We start from the raw sequence: 17,371 nt of genomic DNA on the forward strand, positions 1-17,371 counted from the left end.
CAGTGACAGGAGGGCGTCCAGGGCGGCTTGCCATTCCGGGACCGCCTTGTCGACCAGCGGGAGGATGAGGGCGTCGATGATCTCGTCGCTGACCGGCTCCCCCGCCCCCATCACCCTGCGCAGGTCGGCCAGGGCCCGCTCGGCGGCGGGCAGGCGGGGCCGGTCACCGCTTCCGGGCAGCTCGATGGTGGCCGTGGCGAAGCCGTCCGCCGCGGAGTGCCGGGCTCGGGCCACCAGTCGGGGGTACGCCTTGCGCAGCCCGAGAGGAGGGGGGCTGAGCAGGATCAGCGGCGCCGCCGCGGATGCGGAGGCGGGCGTCCACAGGATGCCGGGGAGCGCACCGAGGGTGAATTCGCGCTCCAGGACATCGTCGTCGAGACGCCGTTCAGAAGTGAATCGCATGGTCGAGCCTTTCGGGAGTGCCACTGGACGGCGCTCCCGGACGACCTATCGCCCGACCGTGACCCCGGAGGGGAGCACCCATGTCGATACGTTCACGGGTACCACCTCCTCGCTCTCTCGCACGGCCTCCGGGAAACTAGCAGCGGCCGCCGTGGTTCCGCCACCGGGTTTGCGCGGAGGCTTCCCGAAGGCCGTGGTGGGCGTACAGCAGCGCTGCGGCACCGGCGAAAGCCACTTCTCCGATCTGGGCCACCTCTGGTACCAGGAGTACCTTTGGTACCGCGAGTACCGTACGATTTCTCGTACATGGTACGACTGGAGGCTGCCGGAAAAGTGTGTGTCCGTGACAGTCTCTAGCCAGTCGTCTGTCATCCGCGGGCGGGGCAAGGAGGAACGACTGGATCCGAACGCGGAATGTCCAACGGGGTGTCTAGGAGCGACTGATTCCGTTTTCGGAATGTCCAACGGGGTGTTGTCTCACGATTGATTACGTGACATTGAATGACTCCGAGTGCCGGCCTGACCAGCCCGCCCCCTGGAGTCGGCCGTGCGGGAGGCCATGGGCCCACGCAGCGACTGACCCAGCTCGTCCGATACCGCTCGTCGTGACGCGCCGCCCTCGCGGCGGCGTCCGGAGCGCGGCGCAGGCACCTCTCGGAGCATTGCAGACCTGACTACCCATCCGCTGCACTCACTGTGTGAGGAGTCCCCATGCAAGCGTTAGGTGTACTCGTCGTCGATCGCCACCCCGTGGTCAGGTACGCGCTGTCGTCACTGCTCGACACGAGAGTGGCGTGGACAGCGGAGGCCGCCACCAGTGACGAGGCGTGGAATGCCGTCACAACGTCCTGCCCGGGTGTCGTCGTACTGGAACTGGAACTGGACGGCGCGACCAGCGGTGCCGATCTCTGCCAACGGGTGAAGGCGATGGAGGACGCGCCCCGGGTCGTCGTCTTCACCGCGGACACCTCGCCCGGGGCCGTCGTTACCGCCATATCGGCGGGGGCCGACAGCTTCCTGCACAAGAGCGTGGGCAGTTCGGAACTCGTGGACGCGGTGGTGCGCACGTACAACGGCCAACGCATGTGGATACTCGGCAAGAACGAACGCGAACACGTAGACGTGCGCAGCGTCATGCCCGACGGGCTGCCCGCCATCACCCGCCGGGAGGAGCAGGTCCTGAGCCTCGTACTGCGCCGCTATACCAACGAGGAAATCGCCAGCGAACTCTCCCTCGCGTCGCAGACCATAAAGAATCAAGTCAGTAGCGCCCTGCGGAAATTGGGCGTCAGCGGCCGACGTGAACTGTTCCGTAAGTACTCCTCTCCGGCCGGGGTGACCACCGGAGCCCGGGGTTGACCATCCGGTCCCCGTCCGTGCACGTCATCGCGGCCCGCCCAGACGTTCCCCGACGAACTCCCGCGCACCTGCCCGCGCGCCGGGGGAGTCGAGGATCCCCGACAGCAGCTCGCGGTGCGAGCGGTACTCGTCCGCCAACTCCCCGTCGCGCACCCGAGCGAGGACCCCCTTGCTCGCGAGGACGGCGTGGTCCGCATGCGCGGCGATCTTCTCCGCCAGCTCGCAGGCCGCCGTCAGTGCCGTGCCCGGGGCCACCACACGGTTGACGAGGCCCAGCGCGAAGGCCCGCTGGGCATCGATCGGTTCGCCGGTCAATGCCATCTCCATCGCCACGGCCGGCGCGATCGCGCGCGGCAGCCGCAGCAGTCCGCCGGCCGCGGCCACAAGCCCTCGGCGCAGCTCGGGCAGCCCGAACACCGCATCGTCCGCCGCCACCACCATGTCGCAGGCGAGCACCATTTCGAAACCACCGCCGACCGCCGCACCCTCCACGGCGGCGATCAGCGGCTTGCTCGGCGGCTGCTCCGTCAGACCGCCGAAGCCACGCCCCGGCAGGGACGCGCGCTCCCCGCGGGCGAAGGCCCCGAGGTCCATGCCGGAGCAGAACGCCGGCGGAGCGCCGGTGAGCACGCCGACACGCAGCTCCGCGCGGGCATCCAGCTCCGTGAAGGCCGCGGCCAGCCGTTCGGCCATGGCGCGGGTCAACGCGTTGCGTACGCGCGGCCGGTTCAGCCGGATCACGAGCACGGGGCCGCGGCGCTCGACGAGCACGTCCGTGCCGCTCCCGCTGCCCGCTTCGGCCGGACGATCCTGCCCGAACTCTTCGCTCATTGCTTCTGCCCACCCTGAGTCGGTGCACGTGACGGGGGTCGGAACCATCAGCGTAGTGACCGGCGCACCGGCTACCTACGCCCTGGAAGTACTCGTCCTGCTGCCCGTTCGAGTACCCCCAATGCCTGTACGGGCAGGTTCGGGCACGCTCGGTGCGGCCGAGGCCGGGAGCGGCTGGTCGCCGCCCCCGGCCTCGGTCACGTCCGGCGCCGGACGGTCACTGCTTGCGGTAGACGGACACCGCGTCCCTGCTGTCGTAGTGGAAGGGCTCCTTGCGCCAGCCGCCCCAGCGGTCCTCCAGCGTCAGGCCGCCCAGGCGGGCCATCAGGTCCTGCTCCGAGGGCCACACGAACCGCATGGTCGCCGCGATGATGCGGTTGCCCTTCTCGCTCATGATGACGTCCGTGCGCTTGACCATCTGCGTCGTCGGATCGACGTGGTTCATCTCGAACCAGGCGAGCCGCGGATGCCCGGCCAGCCGGCCGGAGATACGGAACGGCTCGGTCATCCCGTAGTCGTTCTGCCGCCCACGCTGGTAGTACGTCATGTCCGGCACGATGTTCTGGACGACGAGCCGCCCGCCCGGCTTGAGCCGCTTGGCGCTGTTGGCCAGGCAGCGGGCCTGTTCGTCCTGGTCGGGCAGGACGAACAGGGTGGCGAGGGCGATGAAGATGACGTCGTAGTCCTCCTCGACGTCGACATCGGCGAAGTTGCCCTCGAAGACCTCGATCCGGTCCCCGCCCGGCTTCTCCTTGAGCTTCAGCAGCATCTTCGGCGAGGCGTCGATACCGGCCACCCGCACGCCGCGCTGCGCGAGCGGCAGGGCGACCCGGCCCGTCCCGATGCCCAGTTCCAGCGCGGTGCCGCCCTTGGCGAGGCCCGCGAGGAAGTCCGCGGCCTCCTCGGCATCGTCCCGGCTGTCATCGGGGGTCCAGCTGTCCCAGATGTCGGCGTACCGGTCCCACTCCTCCGCCGCCTCCTCCTGCCACTGCTTGCTGGTCTTGCGATCGGTGTGCGCATTGGACATGTCGTCACTCACCTTCCATCACGTGGAGAAAAACGCCTTGCCGTCCTGTGGCCCCGACGAGTCATCCCATGGCCTTGGCGAACCCGGACTCGGGGCGCCGGCCCGACTTCACATCGGTGAGCGCGCCGTCGAGCGCCTCGGCTATCTCCGCCACGTCGTCCTCGGTGATGACCAGCGGCGGCATGAGCATCAGATTCGGTACGACGCGCAGGCTGGAGCTGAGCACGCCTCGGCTCTCCAGGGTCATGCGCAGCTGGTTCACCTTGCCCGGGGACCACGACGGACCGCCGGGCTCACCGAGTTCCAGGCCGCAGAACAGGCCCAGGGCGCGGAAGGCCCTCAGCTCCGGGTGCTGGGCCTGGAGCTTGCCGAGGGCGGAGAGGAGGTCGGCCTCGCGCCGGCGCACGTTCTCCAGCACGCCGTCCTCGGTGAGCGCCCCGATCACCGCGAGCGCCGCCGCCGCGGCCACCGCGTGGCCGTCGTTGGTCGAGCCGACGCTGAGCGCGGTGTCGCCCGTGGTGCGCTCGTGCAGCTGCTCGTAGAGGCGGTCGTGGATGGCGACGGCCGACATCGGCACGTACCCCGATGTGATGCCCTTGCCCAGGGTGATGATGTCGGGGGTGACATCGGGCAGTTGGCCGGCGCGGGTGAAGTCGCCGACCCGGCCCATGCCGGTGACGACCTCGTCGAAGATCAGGTGGATGTCGTGCTGACGGCAGAACCGGCCCAGGGAGCCGAGGTACTCGGGGGACAGGATGTGGCCGCCCTCGCCGACGACGGGCTCCACGATCACCGCGGTCACCCGCTCGGGACCGAACTCGGTGATCAGTCGTTCCATGTCGCTGATGCCCGGCGTCGCACCCGCCGAGAACGGACCGGGAGCGTGGTGCACTTCGGGGAGCATCGGCCCGGTCTGGTGGTGCAGGTAGGGGACACCGGTCACCATGCCGGCGCCAGGGCCCTGCCCGTGGAAGCCGTCCCACATGGCGAACACGGCCATGCGCTCGGGCTGTCCGGCCCGCAGCCGCAGGAAGCGCGACAGCTGGAGGGCCATCTCCACCGCCTGGGCGCCGTTGCTGGCGAACCGCACGTGGTTGATGCCCTCGGGCAGATGACGGACGAGGGCCTCGGCGCAGTCCACGGTGACCTGCGCGGGACGTCCGTAGCCGTAGCTGTTGGCGAACGGCAGCCGGTCCACCTGCTGCTTGATGGCCTCCTTGACGCGGGTGTTGCCATAGCCGAGCGTCACGTTCCACAGTCCGGAGCGGCCGTCCAGATACCAGCGTCCACCGGAGTCGCGGACGCGCACGCCGTCGCCCTCGGTGAGCAGGTCGTCGCGGGACAGCGCCTTGAGGTACGGGCGCGGCACGCCGCTGTTCCACAGGGCGTAGTCGGCGGGGTCAATCACGATAGGTCCCTTTCTCTGCTGGATACGTGCTGGTTCTGTGCTGGGGCGCGCGTACCGGCGTCAGCCGGGGCCGAGCCCGAGCATGCGGGCCGCGTTGCCGTACAGCCAGCGGTCCGTGACCTCGTCGCCGAGATCCAGGGCGGCGACCTGCCGGGCAAGCGCGGCGACCGGATCGGCGTTGACCCAGGTCGCCGAGCCGAACAGGACCCGGTCGCGCAGCACCGTGGTGCCGTACAGGAGCAGGGACTCCCAGCCCGATCCTGGGCGGGCCATCCACTGCGGTCGGTGGGAGGAGATGTCGAGGTAGACGTGGCGGTGCCGCTGGGCGATGGAGATCAGCTCAAGGGTCCAGGGCCAGGCGGCGTGCCCCGCGACGATCGGCAGACCGGGGTGGCGCAGGGCGATCCAGTCGACGTTGCGGGGATGGCACAACTCGGCCGCGTGCCGCGAGAAGTGGTGCCCGGTGTGCAGCCACAACGGCATGCCCAGCTCCCGCGCCCTGCGGTAGACCGGGTCGTACGCGGTGTCGCGCGGGTCGACGCCCTGCCAGAACGGGGTCACCGCGAAGCCGCGCATACCGAGAAGATGGCAGCGTTCCAGTTCGGCGACGGCACGGCCCGGGTCGGTCAGGTCGATGCCCGCCCAGGCCTGGAGCCGGTCGGGTGCTTTGGCGGCGACGGCCGCGACCCGGCTGTTGACGTCGTCGCCGTCGGCGGTGGCGCCGCCGCAGCTCATCAGGATCTGGTGGACGACGCCGTTGTCGTCCATGGTCCTCAACAGCGCGTCGGCGTCGACGCGTTCGGGCCGGTCCGACACGAGCAGGTCGACGGCGCCGTCCTGGTCCCCGGCGTCGAGGCGGGCACGGAAGCGCGGGTAATCGGCGCCGAAGACCGCGGTCGCGTGCCGGCCGAAGGCGCGCAGGTACGCGGGCGCCACCGCGCCGAGCCCGCGGAAGTACGTCCGCCAGCACTCGCGGTCCAGGGACAGCGCGCAGACGTCGACGACACGGTGCGCGGGGGCGCCCGGCTCACCGGATGCGGTCACGGGTGACCTCGATCCCGGCCGCCGCGCGGTCCCAGGTGTCGGGGGTGACGCCCTGGGCGCGCAGCGTCTCCTTGCGGACCTTGCCCGTGTCCGTCACCGGAAGCTCGGACAGGACGCGCAGATAGCGCGGCACCATGAAGTGCGCCATGCGCGGCCGCAAGTACCCGATGAACTCCTCCGGTTCGAAACGGGCCCCGGGCCGCAGCACGAGGGCGGCGAGTATCTCGTCCTCGGCGAAGTCGCTGGGCACCGCCACGGCGGCGGCGAACGCCACGGCGGGATGGCTCAGCAACTCGGCCTCGACCTCCATCGAGGACACGTTCTCGCCGCGGCGCCGGATGGCGTCCTTGATGCGGTCCACGAAGAAGTAGTCGCCGCCGGGCTCACGCACCACGGCGTCCCCGGTGCGGAACCAGCCGTGCCGCCATGCCGCCGCGGTGGCCTCCGGCATGGCGTGGTAGCCGTGGAACAGTGACCACGGCCGGTCGGCGCGCAGCACCAGTTCGCCGACGCTGCCGTCGGGTACGTCGATGCCGTACGCGTCGACCACCCGGCACTGCACCCCCGGCCGCGGCCGTCCGCAGCTGCCCGTGCGTTGCGGATTGAGCGGTGACACCAGCGGCGCCGAGGTCTCGGACATGTTGAACCCGGTGTAGACGTCCACGCCGAAGCGGCGGCCGAAGTCCAGGGCCTGGCGCGTCAGCGGTATCACGCACGCGGCCCGCAGCGGGTGTTCGGTCTCGTCCGGCCGGGGCGCCAGGCCGAGCAGGAAGTCGACCATGGCGCCGAGCAGGGTGCACATGGTCACCCCGTGGCGGCGCACCACGTCCCAGAACTCACCGGTGCGGAAGTTCTCGGTGACGACGATCGAGCCCCCGAACAGGAGCATGCAGTACGCGACTTCGGTACCGCCGCCGTGGCACAGCGGCAGGTTGAGCAGATACCGGTCGTCCTCGCCGATGTCGTCGTCGAGGAGCGCGGTCACCGTCGAGTAGTGGTGGACGTAGGAGACCAGGACGCCCTTGGACGGGCCGGTGGTGCCCGAGGTGTAGATCACCGCCATGGTGTCCCAGGGCGCGACCGGTCGCTCGGGCGGGACGAAGTCCTCCGGCAGGCCCCGCAGCGCCGCGGGGCCGTGCACGCGCGGGGCGCCGGGCAGGGCGTCCGGCCAGGGGGCGTCCGGTCCGCCGCCGAGGACCACGACCTCCTGGAGGCGGCTGTCGCCGATGTGCTGGAGCCGCTCGACGAGCAGCGCGTGCACCACGAGGACCCGGGCCCCGGAGTTGTCCAGTACGTGTTCCAGGAGCGCGCCCCGGTAGGCGGTGTTGACGGGGACGTGGACGGCGCCGAGGAGATTGACGCCGTACCAGACGCGCAGCGCGTCCAGGCCGTTGGGCAGCCAGCACAGCACGGTGTCGCCCTGGCGCACACCCAGCCGGTACAGGGCGGCGGCGGTGGTGCGCGCGTCGTCGTAGGCCTGCCCGTACGTCCAGTGGGTGCCGTCCTCGAAGACGGCGTACACGCGGTCGGGGTGGGCCTCGGCGCGGGCGGCGAGCAGCGCGCCCGTGACGCAGTGCTCGGCGTCCGGCACCCGTGCGTCCCCCGGCCGCAGGATCTCGACGAGGCGGTCGGCCGCCATGTCGGCCGTCACGTCGGCCGTCACGTCGAGATCCCGCGCCGCCGGGGCCTGTGATGTCGTGGGGCCCGTCATTCAGGGGCCCCGGGCACGTCGACCATGTGACCGCCGGAGGCGTCGTAATGGCGCAGCGTCCGCAGGTACTGCTCCCAGTTGACCAAGGTCTGGGCGTTCCTGCTGACGGGGCGAACCGGTATCAGCGGTCCGATGCTGACAGCGGGCGGGCGGGTGATGGCCCACAGCACGACATCGGCGATGTCCGAGGGGTCCAGCAGATCCGTGACGCCCACCCCCAGCGACTCGGGGTCCTGCGCCAGGTCAGTTCGCACCCAGCCGGGCAGCACGGCGATGGCGCGGACACCCAAGTGCCGGTTCTCCAGGTCGATTTGAGCGGTAAGCGCGTTCAGGGCGCGTTTGGTGATGGAGTACGGGGCCGACCAGTCGGCCTGGAGCAGACTGCCCTCCGAGCTGATGTTGACGATCCAGCCGTGGCCGCGCTCGCGCATCCCGGGGAGCACCGTGCGGGCCAGCAGGAAGGGCACGTCCAGGTTGAGGTGGAAGGCCTGCCGCCAGTGGCGGGGGTTGGTGTCGTGGATGGGTCCGGTGCGCGCCAGGGCGGCGTTGTTCACCAGGATGTCGATGGGGCCGAGGGCGCGCTCGGCGGCGGCCACCGTCTCCTTGGGCACGCCGTCGGCCGACAGGTCGGCGATGAGCGTGACGGCGGGCACCTCGTGCCCGGCCACATCGCGCTCGACGCAGGCCAGTTGGTCCTTGCGGCGGGCGACGAGGGCGACAGAGGCGCCGGCCGCCGCCAGCGCGCGGGCGATGCTCGCCCCGATGCCGGACGAGGCGCCGGCGACCAGCGCCACCTTGCCCTTGAGGGGCCTGTCCTCGGTCACCTGTGGTCCCCTTCCGGCACGGCGGGGCGGGGGCGGGGTACGCAGGGCGTCACAGCCGGGTTCCTTCCTCGAAGGGTGTGCTGGGATGGGGCCAGGGCGGGCAGTCCGGCCAGGCAGTGACCGCCGCCGTCGACGCGCAGCCGGGTGCCGGTCAGCCCGGCCGCGGCGTCGCTGATCAGGTAGCAGACGAGCGCCGCGACCTCTGTCGCCTCACTCATCCGGCCGGTCGGCACGAGCCGGTTGGTGGCCTCCAGGAACGCGGGGTTGGTGACGTCCGTCATCGGGGTGCGGACGAAACCCGGAAGCACGCTGTTGGCCCGCACCCTGTGCCGGGCCGCCGAGGTCGCGAAGTGGGTGGTGAACTGCGCGGTCGCCGCCTTGCTGAGCCCGTAGCTCGCCAGGTTCGCCACCGGCGCGCTCACCGCGGCGAGCGAGGAGACGGCGGCCACGGCCCCGCCCCGGCCCGCGGCCACCCAGTGCTCGAGCAGCGCGTCGCACATACCCGCGTACGACAGCGAGTTGAGGGCCAGCAGCTGCTGACGGTTGGCGGAGTTGTCACCGGAGCCGTCGAAGGAGACGGCGCCCGCGCCGTAGGCGAGCGCGTCGACGCCTCCGGTGCGCTCCCACGCCTCGTGCACGAGGTCGGCGGCCCGCGCCGGATCCGCCAGGTCGGCGGTCAACACCCAGGCCGTGCGGCCCAGTTCGCGGGCCTCGGCGGCCAGCTTCTCCAGCTCCGGGCGGCGGCGCGCGGCCAGGACGACATCGGCGCCGCGCACCGCGCACTCCCGAGCGATACTCGCCCCGATCCCGCTGCTGGCGCCGGTGACCAGGACCACACGTCCGGTCAGCCGGAACGGATCGGGCACCGCTGCGCCGTCACCCGCGGCCGCGCTCGTGCGCGGTGGGCGGGCCGAAGGCATGGGCACGATGCTCGCGTCGAGTCCGCTGTCCAGCGGCAGCGTCTCGCCCGCGACATTGCCGAAGCCGCGCGAGGCCAGCAGCCGCAGTGCCGCCGCCAGTTCCTCCGGTGCCACGGGGCGGCGGGTGACCAGATGGCGCAGCAGTTCACCCGCCGCCTCGTCGGTCAGCTCGTGCCCGAGGAACGGGGTGTAGCCGACGCGCACCGTGTTGGCGAGCACGCCCCGGCTCGCGCAGTGCTTGGCCAGGTGCTGCCACCACGCGTGGTCGGCGGCCCGCTGCGCGGCGGCCTCGGGCTCCGCGTCGTCGTGGACGTGCGGGCCCGTGTCGGTGACCAGGACGGCACGGCCCTCGCCCCGTCGCGCCATGGCTTTCAGGACCCCGGCGACGCGGGTGCGGCGCAAGGGTGCCGAGGGCCGGGCACCGAGTGCTTCGTTGCCGATGGCCACGACGCAGTACACGTCCGGGGGCTGGGTGGTGTCCGCGCTCTCCTCGTGCGTGACGTGGAAGCCGTGGCGCTCCCAGATCTCCCGGACCGCCCGCGTGTGGTCGGCGCCGGGTGGGGACTCCAGCAGGACGCGGCGGCCGACGGGCGCCAGGGAGCCCGTTTCGAGCAGGTGCCCGGCGCCGGGCGGCGTGTGCTCAGTCATCGGCACCTCCCAGGAGAATGGCGCTGGCCACGGAGCCGATCGTGTAGTTGAGGCTGAGGGCCAGGTCGATGCGCGCGGGCCGCCCCTGGGTGCCGGGCACCGGGTCGAAGGTGCACACGTCGGCGGGCTTCTCGCAGTTGGCGGTCGGCGCGATGTGGCCGTGGCCCATCATCTGGAGCGTCGCCGCCACACCGATCACTCCGAGCGGGGCCCCGCTGTGGCCGAACACGGCCTCCTGGACGGTGACGGGCAGCCGGGCCGCCCGCTCACCGAAGATCGCGGGCATGATGTTGCCTTCCATGAGGTTGAACGCGCGGTCGCCGGTCGCGGCGCCGTTGACGTAGTCGATCTCGTCCGGCGATGCGATCCCGGCCATGCAGGAGCGCGCGGCGCGCACCGCCCCCGTGCCCTCCACGTCGAGGGCGAGGTTGGGCTGGGCGTTGCGGGTGGTGGTCTGGCGCAGGAGCCGTCCGTGGGCCCGCGCGCCCCTGCGCCGCGCGTGCTCGCGGCTCTCCAGGATCAAGGTGGCCGCGCCGTTGCCGTAGTTGAGGCCGGCGGCCCGCTGGTCGTAGGGGCGCATGGGCTCGTCGATGAGGGTGGCGGTCTGCGGTTCGCTCCCGGTCACCGAGCGCGCCTCAAGCTCCGCGTACTGCCGCAGTCTGCTCTCGCGCCAGTAGTCGGCGCCCGTGACCACCGCGATGTCCGTCTCGCCCGCCGCGATCATGCGGGCCGCGTTGCCGAGCAGCACGGACGACGAGGCGCACCCGCAGGACAGCGTGTAGCTCGGGCCGGTGGCGCCGACGAGGCCCGCCTGGGTCGTCTCGACGTCCGACATCACCGCGTTGAGGACGTTGCGGAACAGTATCGAGCGGGCCTCGCGCGGGCTGATGTTCCGGGTGTCGGCGAGGAGCACCGGCAGATACGTGTCGACGATGGCGTCGGCCGTGGCGTTGCGGCCCGCGAGGACGGCGGCCTCGCTCAGTGCGCCCGACCGCCAGTCGAGCGCGGCGTCCTCGCACGCCTCCAAGAGGGCGAGCAGCCCGTACAGATGGATGTCGGAGTACTTCTCGACGAAGCGCGGCGGGATCTCCGGCAGCCGCGCGGCGACGGAGTCCGGGTCCAGGGGGACGCTGCCGAAGTAGGTGCCGTCGTCCTGCGCGAGGAAGGAGTCGCCGTGCGCGACGGCCGTCCAGAACTGCTCGGGTGTCGCCGTCGGCGCCGTACGCCCCGGCAGACAGAAGCCCATGCCGGTGACGAGTGCGTCCCGGGGGCCCTTGGTCGTGGTCACCGCGTCGGCCCTTCGCTCAGATCCGGTACAGGAGGCTGCCCCAGCACCAGACGCCGCCGCCGATGGAGGGGGAGAGCACCAGGTCGCCGGGTTTGACCACGCCGCGCTCCCGCAGTTCCGAGACGGTGGTGGGGATGGAGGCGCTGGAGACGTTGCCGCGGAAGGCGAGGTTGGTCAGGACGCGCGCCGGGTCCGCTCCCAGGTTGTGCTGGATGCCCTTGGCCAGCGGCTCGGTCCCCGAGTGGGGGATGAGCCAGTCGATGTCGCCGATCGTCAGTTTGTTGCGGCCGAGGATCTCCTCGACGGTGTCGCTGATGTGGGCAAGGGCGACGTCGTTGAGGTCCGGGTGGCTCTTCACCCATCCCTTGTCCCCGCCTGCCGCGGACATGTGGGCGAGGCTGCCGTCGGTGTGGAACACGGAGTCGATGAGCCCGGGGGAGCCGCCGGGATTGGCTTCGAGGACACACGCCCCGGCGCCGTCCGAGACGAGCATCGAGCCCTTGGAGCCGGGCCGCACCCGCCGCGTGACCCGCTCGGTGGTGGCCACCAGCGCCTTGCGGTAGCCGGTCGGGGCGGTCAGGAACGACGCCGCGGTGTGCACCGCCTGGATGAAACCGGCGCAGGAGCCGCACACCTCGAAGGCCATGGAGCCCTTCATGCCCAGCTCCGCCGCGGTGAGCGCGCCCACCTCGTGCACGTAATTGCGGTCCGTCCAGTGGCTGACGACCATCACATCGATGTCGTCGGCGTCGACCCCGGCCTGCTCCAGCGCCTGCCGGGAGGCCTGCGCGGCCATGAACACGGGGGTCTCGTCGTCGTTGGCCCGGTATCGGGTGCGGACGCCGACCCCGCCGATGACGCGGTCCTCCACGTGGCTCGTCGTCGCGTTCTCGACGCCGTGGTTGTGTATTTCCTCGGAGCCGAAATAGTGGCCGAATCCGGTAAAGCGTATTCCGGCATCTTCCCAGATGCCGTGCTGGCCTGTGGTCATGGACGAAAAACTAGTGGCGTCGGCATTAGGCTGCATCTGGCCTCCAGTACTCGATGATTCAAGCCGCGGGTACTCGAAGTACCCCGCGAAAAAGCCGCAGTTCACCCATCGGGTGGCGTCGTTACGGAACCCAGCCGGGCGGCCCGCCGCCATCGACCCGAATGACCGATCCGGTGACATACGGGTTTTCCGCGGCGAAGCACACCGCGTCCGCGATCTCTTCCTCCGTCGCCCAACGGGCCAGCGGCACAAAGCGCTTCAGCCCGTCCATATAACGGGCGTGCCGTGGAAAAGCCGTGCTCTTCTCGCGCAGTGCCTCACCGTCCATCACGCCCGGCGCGACCGCCGCCACCCTGATCCCGTAGCGGCCGAGTTCATAGGACCAGGTACGGGTGAGCGCCTCCACGCCCGCCTTCGCGGCGGTGTACGCGGACTGCCCGTAGGCGCCCGCCGCGAGACCGGAGGAGACGTTGACGATGGCGCCGGGCACCCCGTGCCGCACCATGCCGGCGGCGGCCTCGCGGCCGACGAGGAAGACCCCGGTCAGACACAGCCGCAGCGTCTGCTCCCAGTCGTCGAGCGGATGGGTGAGCAGCTCGGCGTCGCCGCCCTCCCGCGGTTCGCGCAGCAGCAGACGGGAGAGGTTGCGGCCCGCGTTGTTCACGCACAGGTGCAGCGGCTCGCTGCGGGTCAGGTCGGCGAACACCTCCCGCACCGACTCCTCCGAGGTGACATCGGCCCGCACCGCGCGCAGGTCCAGGCCCTCGGCCTCGGCCATGGCCCGCACCTTCTCCAGGCGTCCCCGGTCGAGGCCGAGGACCGTGGTGCGCCATCCCCGCGCCACCAGCAGCCGGGCGACGGCCAGGCCGAGGCCGCGGGTCCCCCCGGTCACCAGCGCGTTCCTGGATTCGGACAAGGCCGTTCACCTCTCGCTCTCGGTTGTCGCGTACGCCGCGGCGGTACGGCGGTTCACTGGTACCGGAAAACCATGGCGCCCCAACTCAGGCCGCGCCCGATGCTGACGCCCAGAAGTAGTTCGCCGGGTTTCACCGTGCCGTCACCGACGTATTCGGAGAGCGCGCTCGGCATTCCCACACTCGATGTGTTTCCGCGGTGCGGCAGATTCAGGAGCATCCGCTCACGCGGAATTCCAAGGCGGTCCGCCATCGGATACAGGAGATTGGTGTTGGCCTGATGCGGAATGCACCAGGAAATCTGTTCCGGGGCCAGGCCGTTGCGCTTGAGGACCGTCTCGCCGGCGTCGACGAGCATGTCGGGCGTGACCTCGGAGAGCACCCCGCCGCGCATCACCATCTTGTCGTTCTCGTCGATGTCGAAGGCGTCGTAGTAGCGGCCGTCGGCGCGCAGGACGACGTCGATCATGCCGCTGCGCGTCGGCAGGCCGTCGGCGCCGCCGCCCGAGGACTCGCCGCGCCGCCACACCGCGGCCGCCGCGCCCGCGCCGAAGAGCGCGGAGTTCTTGAACCCGAAGTTGAGGATGGCGTGCGGGCTCTCCGCGCACACGACGAGGGCGGTCTGGGCCCCCGTCGTCGCCAGCAGTCCGCGGGCCACCACGCTCGCGTACAGGAACCCGGCGCAGGCCACCGCGGTCACGTCGAAGCAGAACGCGTCGCGGGCGCCCAGCTGCCGCTGCACCGGCAGGGAGATGTCCATGTAGTTGTTGCCGAGGGAGGAGGGGTTGGCGCGTGGCCGGGCGGTCGCGCTGGTGCCGACGATCACGTCCACGTCGGAGATGTCGAGGCCCGCGTCGTCGAGAGCGCGCCGGGCCGCCTTGACGCCCATCTCGGCGAACCGCTCCTCGGGGCCGGCCCAGTGCCGGGTCCGCACGCCCGTGTACGTGCGTATCCAGGCGTCGTCCACGTCCAGCTCGGGCAGGCGGGCGAAGTGGTCGTTGGTGACCGGCTCGCCGGGGAAGTAGTGGCCGACACCACTGAGCACGACCGGCAGGCCTCCGCCTTCGCGCGGTGAGTGGGTTTCGGGCATGGGGGAGGTCCTTTCCTCGTCTTCCCGTCGTCGTGTGCTGTCCGTCGGGGCGTCGGTGCGTCGGTGCGTCAGAGTTGGTAGAGCAGGGCGCCCGAGAACCACCCCGCGCCGGCCGCGGGCGACAGGATCACGTTGCCCTTGCGCAGTTCGCCGGACTCGGTGAACTCCGACAGGGCGCTCGGGATCGTGGCGCTGGTGGTCTGGCCGCGTGTCCGCAGGTTCGTCAGGACCCGCTCGGGGGCGACGCCGATACGCCGTACCAGCTCCTCGCTGATCCGGGCCGAGCCCGGATGCGGCACGACCCGGTCCACATCGGCGATGGTCATGCCGTTGCGCCGCAGCACCAGGTCAGTGGCCTCGCCCGCGGTCGCGGCGGCCACCTGGGAGATCGTGGGCAGGCTCACCGTCCAGCCGTCGCTGCCGCGGGCCTTGGAGACGCCCGCGTGCTCGCCGTAGCTGAGTACGACGGAGTCCCGCAGCCGGGAGTCGTCCGGCGCCCCCACCTCCAGGACGGCCGCGCCCGCCCCGTCGCCGCCTACGTACGAACCGCGCCGCCCGGGCTTGAGCCGACGCGAGAACTGGTCGGAGCAGATCACCAGGGCGTGCCGCCACTGGTGGCTGGTCAGCATCGCGGCGGCCGTCTGCACGGAGTGGACGAAGCCCACGCAGGCGGCGCACACATCGAAGGCCAAGGCCCGCCCGGCGCCCAGCCGCATCGCGATCCGGGGCCCGTCCTCAGGCGCGTACCGGCGCTGCGACCAGGAGGAGAAGACCACCAGGTCGAGATCGCCGGCCTCCAGGCCGGCGTTGCGCAACGCGTGCCGGCCGGCCTCCACGGCCATGTACGGCACGCTCTCCGTGTCGTCGGACAGGTGCCGCCGCTCCACGCCGAGGTCCGGGCCGAGGACCGCCGCCTCCATCTCCGGCGCCTCGGGCAGGTCGGCCGGGATCTCCTCGCTGTGCCGCGGGAAGTAGTGGCCGAAGCCCCGGAAGGACAGGCCGCGGCCCACCCAGATTCCACCGCTCACACCGTGCTCCTCACTTGGTGGGATCCCGCGGATCGCGTCACCTGTAGAAACCTTGCGGATCGAGACTGCGCAGCCAGGCGATCTCCGCCTCGGTGACCTGTGGTTCCGCCGTGCAGCCCGCGCTGCTCACCGGCCAGCGGGTCAGCGCCGCCACGGCCTCCTCGGGGGAGGCCGGGCCGTCCGGGCCGTCGTCGAGTGGCAGCCAGGTGGCGAGGCGGAAGGGCCCCCGCGTGTCCTGCTCGCGCCGAAACCGCCCGAAGTGGCTGACCACTTCCCGTACGCGGGCACCGGGACTGGTGACGTAGGCGACCCTTTCGACGAACTTGCGCGGGGAAGCCGTGGACAGCACCAGGCAGTCGGTGCTCGTCGCGATGTCGTTGGCGCCGCCGGACCCGGTCAGCCAGCGTCCGTCGGCCAGCAGGCTGGTGTTGACGTTGCCGTCCGCGTCGACCTCACCGGCGGCCAGGACGCCCAGGCAGCGCGGGTTCGCCGCCACCATGCCGCCGAGGATCTCGGGGATGCCCACGAGCTGCTGGGAACGCGTGGCGTGCAGCTGGCTGAAGAGGAAGACGTCCCCGGGCTCGGGGTCCATGCCGTAGAAGCCCAGCTCGGCGCAGACCGGTACCCGCACGCCCTGTTCGCGCAGGAGCGCGGCGGCGAGCCAGGCGGCCAGGTGGGAGACGCCGATGCCCGCGAGCAGGGTGTCGTAGCCGTCGCGCGTGACCCGGTCGGCGATGGCGCGGGCGCCCAGGACGATGGTCCGCTCCTGGCGCGTCACGGGTTCGGCGGTGATGGCTCCCGCGGGGAGCGGCACCGGGGGAGCGGTGGGCTCGCGCGGGGTGAGCGGCCCCGCGGCGAGGGTCAGTTCGGCGCGGCGCGCCTCGCCCAGCTTGCGTACGTACTGCGCGTGCCCGGCGGGCTCCTCCACCCACTCGCGGTACCACTCCTTGGCGCCGTCCTCGGTGGCCAGCCGGTCGACCAGCTCGGTGAGGAAGGCGTAGTCGTCGCGGTACCCGCTCACGTCGCCGCGCTCGTCGCCGGTGGCAAGACCGCGCAGCGACTGCGGGTGCGCGCCCAGCGGCGCCTCGCACAGGGCGAGCACGCGCCGGCCGGGAATGACGATCCGTTCGGGATGCCCGTCGGTGAAGTCGTCGGGCACGATGCGCTCCACCGAGGCGAGCACGCCCTGTTCGGCGGCGTACGCGGCCCAGGCGCCCTCGCCCGCGGGCGGCACGAGGACGATGTTGCCGCGCCGGTCCGCGCAGGCGCCGTGCACCAGGGTCAGGTCCGGACGCAGCCGCTCCACGAGACCGAACGGGCGCTCCTCGGCCGACCGGCCGGGCACGCGCAGGAACTTCGGTCCGGTGGGCGGCCGTTCGCCCTCCGGCAGTGGGCGTGTCCCGCGGCCGTCGCCGGTGAGACCGCGCTCCAGATCGCTGCCGATGAGCGAGGACGTCACGGCGTACGGCAGCCCCGTGGCCCCGGCCATCAGGCGCTGGGTGAAGCTGAGCAGGGACCACAACTCGCAGGTGAAGGGGGTGTCGCGGGCCAGGTCGCGGTAGAGCGGGTTGGGGCGCGGCGTGGGGTAGGTGTCACCGAGGAAGCAGGTGATCAGATGCTTGACCGCGCCCGACATGGTCAGCGCGTGCATGGCCGTGTGCGTGGCCGACGTGCTGACGGTGAACGCACCGCGGCCCGCGAACCGCCGCGCCAGCGCGTAGACCATGGCGTTGGGCCGCGCCATCGTCATGGCCAGGTGCAGATGCATCCCCGGCGTCACGTACCGGGACACCAGGGTGTCGACGTCGGGGACGGTGTCGGGGCGTGGCGCGGTGCCGCTGTGCGTGCTCATGGTCTCCTTCAGGGGTTCGGTCCGCGCGGGTTCG

Annotated in this window: 14 protein-coding genes and 1 pseudogene; 1 reads left to right on the forward strand and 14 read right to left on the reverse strand. The window is 71.5% G+C overall.

All coding sequences use genetic code 11. The features are described from left to right. A pseudogene (locus IG54_RS0118425) lies at positions 1-402 on the reverse strand (alpha/beta hydrolase); the annotation flags it as partial. A gap of 711 nt (positions 403-1,113) precedes the next feature. On the opposite strand from IG54_RS0118425, the gene IG54_RS38035 reads away from it, so the two are divergent. Then, entirely contained in the window at positions 1,114-1,761 is a 648-nt protein-coding gene (locus tag IG54_RS38035) for a response regulator transcription factor (protein ID WP_051819621.1), read from the forward strand. Positions 1,762-1,785: 24 nt separating this feature from the next. Here IG54_RS38035 and IG54_RS0118435 read toward each other — a convergent pair whose 3' ends face one another. From IG54_RS0118435 to IG54_RS0118495, 13 genes are all read right to left on the reverse strand, one after another. After that, entirely contained in the window at positions 1,786-2,592 is an 807-nt protein-coding gene (locus tag IG54_RS0118435; RefSeq protein ID WP_051819623.1) for a crotonase/enoyl-CoA hydratase family protein, read from the reverse strand. 217 nt (positions 2,593-2,809) lie between these two features. Continuing rightward, on the reverse strand, positions 2,810-3,619 hold the full coding sequence (locus tag IG54_RS0118440) for a class I SAM-dependent DNA methyltransferase (RefSeq protein ID WP_063756233.1): 810 nt from the start codon (positions 3,617-3,619) through the stop codon (positions 2,810-2,812). 61 nt (positions 3,620-3,680) lie between these two features. Continuing rightward, a complete protein-coding gene (locus tag IG54_RS0118445) occupies positions 3,681-5,027 on the reverse strand; it encodes an aspartate aminotransferase family protein (RefSeq protein ID WP_030784969.1) in 1,347 nt (448 codons plus the stop codon). 60 nt (positions 5,028-5,087) lie between these two features. Further along, entirely contained in the window at positions 5,088-6,071 is a 984-nt protein-coding gene (locus IG54_RS0118450; protein WP_051819625.1) for an amidohydrolase family protein, read from the reverse strand. Next, complete coding sequence (locus tag IG54_RS0118455) at positions 6,055-7,734, reverse strand: AMP-binding protein (RefSeq protein ID WP_234336237.1); 1,680 nt, start codon at positions 7,732-7,734, stop codon at positions 6,055-6,057. The genes IG54_RS0118450 and IG54_RS0118455 overlap by 17 nt, the downstream gene beginning before the upstream one ends. 44 nt (positions 7,735-7,778) lie before the next feature. Further along, complete coding sequence (locus IG54_RS0118460) at positions 7,779-8,606, reverse strand: SDR family oxidoreductase (RefSeq protein WP_051819630.1); 828 nt, start codon at positions 8,604-8,606, stop codon at positions 7,779-7,781. After that, entirely contained in the window at positions 8,603-10,174 is a 1,572-nt protein-coding gene (locus IG54_RS0118465) for an SDR family NAD(P)-dependent oxidoreductase (protein ID WP_051819631.1), read from the reverse strand. The genes IG54_RS0118460 and IG54_RS0118465 overlap by 4 nt, the downstream gene beginning before the upstream one ends. Continuing rightward, complete coding sequence (locus tag IG54_RS0118470; RefSeq protein ID WP_030784981.1) at positions 10,167-11,462, reverse strand: beta-ketoacyl synthase N-terminal-like domain-containing protein; 1,296 nt, start codon at positions 11,460-11,462, stop codon at positions 10,167-10,169. The genes IG54_RS0118465 and IG54_RS0118470 overlap by 8 nt, the downstream gene beginning before the upstream one ends. 16 nt (positions 11,463-11,478) lie before the next feature. Further along, on the reverse strand, positions 11,479-12,453 hold the full coding sequence (locus IG54_RS0118475; protein WP_030784984.1) for a ketoacyl-ACP synthase III: 975 nt from the start codon (positions 12,451-12,453) through the stop codon (positions 11,479-11,481). A gap of 121 nt (positions 12,454-12,574) precedes the next feature. Then, positions 12,575-13,369 (reverse strand): SDR family NAD(P)-dependent oxidoreductase, encoded by a 795-nt coding sequence (locus IG54_RS0118480; RefSeq protein WP_037897386.1) that lies wholly within the window; start codon positions 13,367-13,369, stop codon positions 12,575-12,577. 53 nt (positions 13,370-13,422) lie between these two features. Continuing rightward, complete coding sequence (locus IG54_RS0118485; protein ID WP_030784990.1) at positions 13,423-14,457, reverse strand: 3-oxoacyl-ACP synthase III family protein; 1,035 nt, start codon at positions 14,455-14,457, stop codon at positions 13,423-13,425. Between the two features lie 68 nt (positions 14,458-14,525). After that, the gene (locus IG54_RS0118490) at positions 14,526-15,485 is read right to left on the reverse strand and encodes a ketoacyl-ACP synthase III (protein WP_030784993.1); all 960 of its coding nucleotides are present in this window, start codon (positions 15,483-15,485) and stop codon (positions 14,526-14,528) included. A gap of 37 nt (positions 15,486-15,522) precedes the next feature. After that, complete coding sequence (locus IG54_RS0118495; protein ID WP_051819654.1) at positions 15,523-17,337, reverse strand: CoA-transferase; 1,815 nt, start codon at positions 17,335-17,337, stop codon at positions 15,523-15,525. Between the last annotated feature and the right edge of the window lie 34 nt (positions 17,338-17,371).

The organism is Streptomyces sp. NRRL S-920 (genome assembly GCF_000717945.1).
Taxonomy (GTDB): Bacteria; Actinomycetota; Actinomycetes; order Streptomycetales; family Streptomycetaceae; genus Streptomyces; species Streptomyces alboniger.

Excerpts from the sequence above, each read along its gene's own strand:
- IG54_RS0118435 (WP_051819623.1), bottom strand. The coding sequence starts at position 2,592 with ATGAGCGAAGAGTTCGGGCAGGATCGTCCGGCCGAAGCGGGCAGCGGG.
- IG54_RS0118440 (WP_063756233.1), bottom strand. The coding sequence starts at position 3,619 with ATGTCCAATGCGCACACCGATCGCAAGACCAGCAAGCAGTGGCAGGAG.
- IG54_RS38035 (WP_051819621.1), top strand. The coding sequence starts at position 1,114 with ATGCAAGCGTTAGGTGTACTCGTCGTCGATCGCCACCCCGTGGTCAGG.
- IG54_RS0118495 (WP_051819654.1), bottom strand. The coding sequence starts at position 17,337 with ATGAGCACGCACAGCGGCACCGCGCCACGCCCCGACACCGTCCCCGAC.
- IG54_RS0118465 (WP_051819631.1), bottom strand. The coding sequence starts at position 10,174 with ATGACTGAGCACACGCCGCCCGGCGCCGGGCACCTGCTCGAAACGGGC.
- IG54_RS0118475 (WP_030784984.1), bottom strand. The coding sequence starts at position 12,453 with ATGACCACAGGCCAGCACGGCATCTGGGAAGATGCCGGAATACGCTTT.
- IG54_RS0118485 (WP_030784990.1), bottom strand. The coding sequence starts at position 14,457 with ATGCCCGAAACCCACTCACCGCGCGAAGGCGGAGGCCTGCCGGTCGTG.